Source organism: Streptomyces sp. NPDC096046 (assembly GCF_040303285.1).
Lineage (GTDB): Bacteria > Actinomycetota > Actinomycetes > Streptomycetales > Streptomycetaceae > Streptomyces.
Genome location: NZ_JBEOSZ010000104.1, coordinates 1,693 through 4,231, shown reverse-complemented (window position 1 = coordinate 4,231; position 2,539 = coordinate 1,693). Strand labels below are relative to the sequence as shown.

1 protein-coding gene is annotated in these 2,539 nt (G+C 64.0%); it reads left to right on the top strand.

Translation table 11 applies throughout. From position 1 onward, the window contains the following. Positions 1 to 1,736 precede the first annotated feature (1,736 nt). The coding region (locus ABTX62_RS37735; protein ID WP_502998088.1) for a YncE family protein at positions 1,737 to 2,539 on the top strand (803 nt) is incomplete at its 3' end.

Sequence of the window (2,539 nt, the reverse complement as noted above, 5' to 3'; positions counted from 1 at the left end):
AGCCCGCCGGTTCACACTCTCAGTGACCCACACACCCAACCGGGTGACAAGACACCGCCACCACCAACCACCCAAACGGAGTAATCCCGCTACTGGCCGGACCTAACCGGTCGTCACAACGCCAACCTCCGGGACCGATAGCAGATTCCCTGCTCAGGGCTTCGGCCGGTGCCTTCCAGCCGAGGGGTGTGCGCTGTTGTCGAGTGCGAGAGCAACAGTCGCACCACAGACCGGTGCAAGAGCGTGACGGCACGGGCGGTCACGGAGCCGCAAAGCACCGAGCTGTTCAGCGACTGTTGGCCGATCCGGTTGTCGCCGTCAACGGCAAAGCGTGGCCCCTCATGACGAGTTGTGCTGTAGCCCTTCAGCTCGCCCCATCGGGCAGGTGCAGAGGCGTACACCGCGTAGGTAAAGCAGCCGCACCGCCGGACTCTGTACCACGTCACATCCACCATGAACACCCTGACCGGGGCCTCCAGCACGACCGACGCGGGTGGCCGGCAACGAGGGCGATTCGGGCCCATGGATCGGCGTACGGCTCTTCCTCCCCGGCGGCCAGGTCGCTGCCCTTCAAGCTCTAGGAGCCCCCACCGCGCGTTCAGCATCCATGGACGACGAACGGTCGACCCGTATTCAACCCCCATGGCTCCCCTGTGATTTGGAGATTCGCATCGGACTTATGACTGTACTTTCGCTCGAAAGAAAGCACTCCTCCGCGTGCTGGGGGCGCACAGAATGCGCTCCGCCGTTCGAGTGAGGTGCTCTGGTTCCTATTGTTGTCGCCGGGATGCAAATGGATTATTGAAGACGGATCCAACCGGTGGGCCGCCCTTCCCGCCGGGGGGTGCGGCAGTCGACTACCTGCAGCTTTCCCGGGAAAGCCTAGGTGATTTCTCGGCATACCGCGATGGGCGCCCCGGTGGGGAAAATGGATCCCGTCAGCCGGTGCCGCAAGCGGCACCGGCTGACGCGCCAGATCATTCACACCGAATTCCTGTAATTGCGCTTGGAGCGCCTTTCGAACCGACGGCGAATGCGACTTGCAGGACCTTGACCGCACCTCCGGTGGACCGGTTGCTCTGCGGCAGAGGATCGGCGTGGGCGGAACCCAGTGCGGAACCGGGCCGATCACGGAGTTGGCCACGGGTCCGGCCGCCCGGGCTCTCGCTCGGGCCGTGGACGGAGTGGTGGGCGGCAGTGCAGGTGGTGCGTTTTGCTGATGACGCCAGCGATTGACGCTCAGGGTGTCGGGGGAGTGGCAGCAGTAGAGGTTCTGCTGCCTGCTCCAGGTGGTGGTGACCTGCGGGCTGAGTGAGGTGCCGCCAGGCTGTGGGCGCCCTCTGTGTAGTCGACGCAGGAGGCGCCGCCGCAGTGATCGCACATACTGATGGCCTGGAGTAGCTCTGAGCCACCGCGCGGCACCACTTCTCAGTGACGTTGATCATTCAGGCGCGGCCTGAAAGACTCCCGAGTCGCGTTGAAGACGGCATTCCTGAAAGAAGCACAGAAAATACCCGATGAGCTCCCGCAGCAGTGGGCGCATATGGGGTGAAGTAATCATGCAGCCGTAACGGTGGCGGATGCGACTGGTGTGAAGATTCCGCCACTTGCCGGGTGTGAGTGCAGGCGACTCACCGTAGAACGGCCCAACGCTCGCGTCGAAAGACAGAACGTTCCTTATGCTCGCGGCATCACTTTGAAGCGCGGCCGCCTGGGCTGGCCTTGGCGTGTGTCGCATGGGTATGGAGGTCCCGTTGCGGACAAGACGAATCACACCTGCCACGGCGATCTGGTGGCTCAGGGTCGGACTGACCCTGCTCGGAGCAGTCCTCGCGGCCGGGCTTTCGACGTCGATGGCCGTGTCGTCGACTACGCCACCAGTTCCGGGCCAGACGGGGCCGTTTGTCGACGTCTCCAACGGCAACAGTAATCGCTCGGAGAACGGCAACAGCAATCGCTCGGAGAGCGTCAACAGCAATCGCTCGGAGAGCGTCAGCAGCAGTCGCTCGGACAGTGCGGCGAATGCCACAACCAGTCTGACGGGTTCGATGGTCGTGCCCGTGCCTACGCCACCACCTCCTAGCCAGACTGCAGACGCTTACGTCGCCAATGCCGGCTCGGATACGGTGTCGGTGATCGACACCACCACCAACATGGTCACCGCCACCATCCCTGTCGGTGACAACCCGGTGGGTGTGGCGGTCTCCCCGGCCGGCACCCGCGCCTACATCACCAATGCCGACGCGGACACCGTGTCGGTGATCGACACCGGCACCAACACCGTCACCGCCACCATTTCCGTCGGCTCAGGACCGCTGGGTGTGGCGGTCTCCCCGGGCGGTGCCCGTGTCTACGTCACCAACTCGGCTTCAGGCACTGTGTCGGTGATCGACACCGCGACCAACACCGTCATCGACACCATCCCTGTCGGTGATGGCCCGGTGGGTGTGGCGGTCTCCCCGGGCGGTGCCCGTGTCTACGTCACCAACTCGGCTTCAGGCACTGTGTCGGTGATCGACACCGCGACCAACACCGTCAT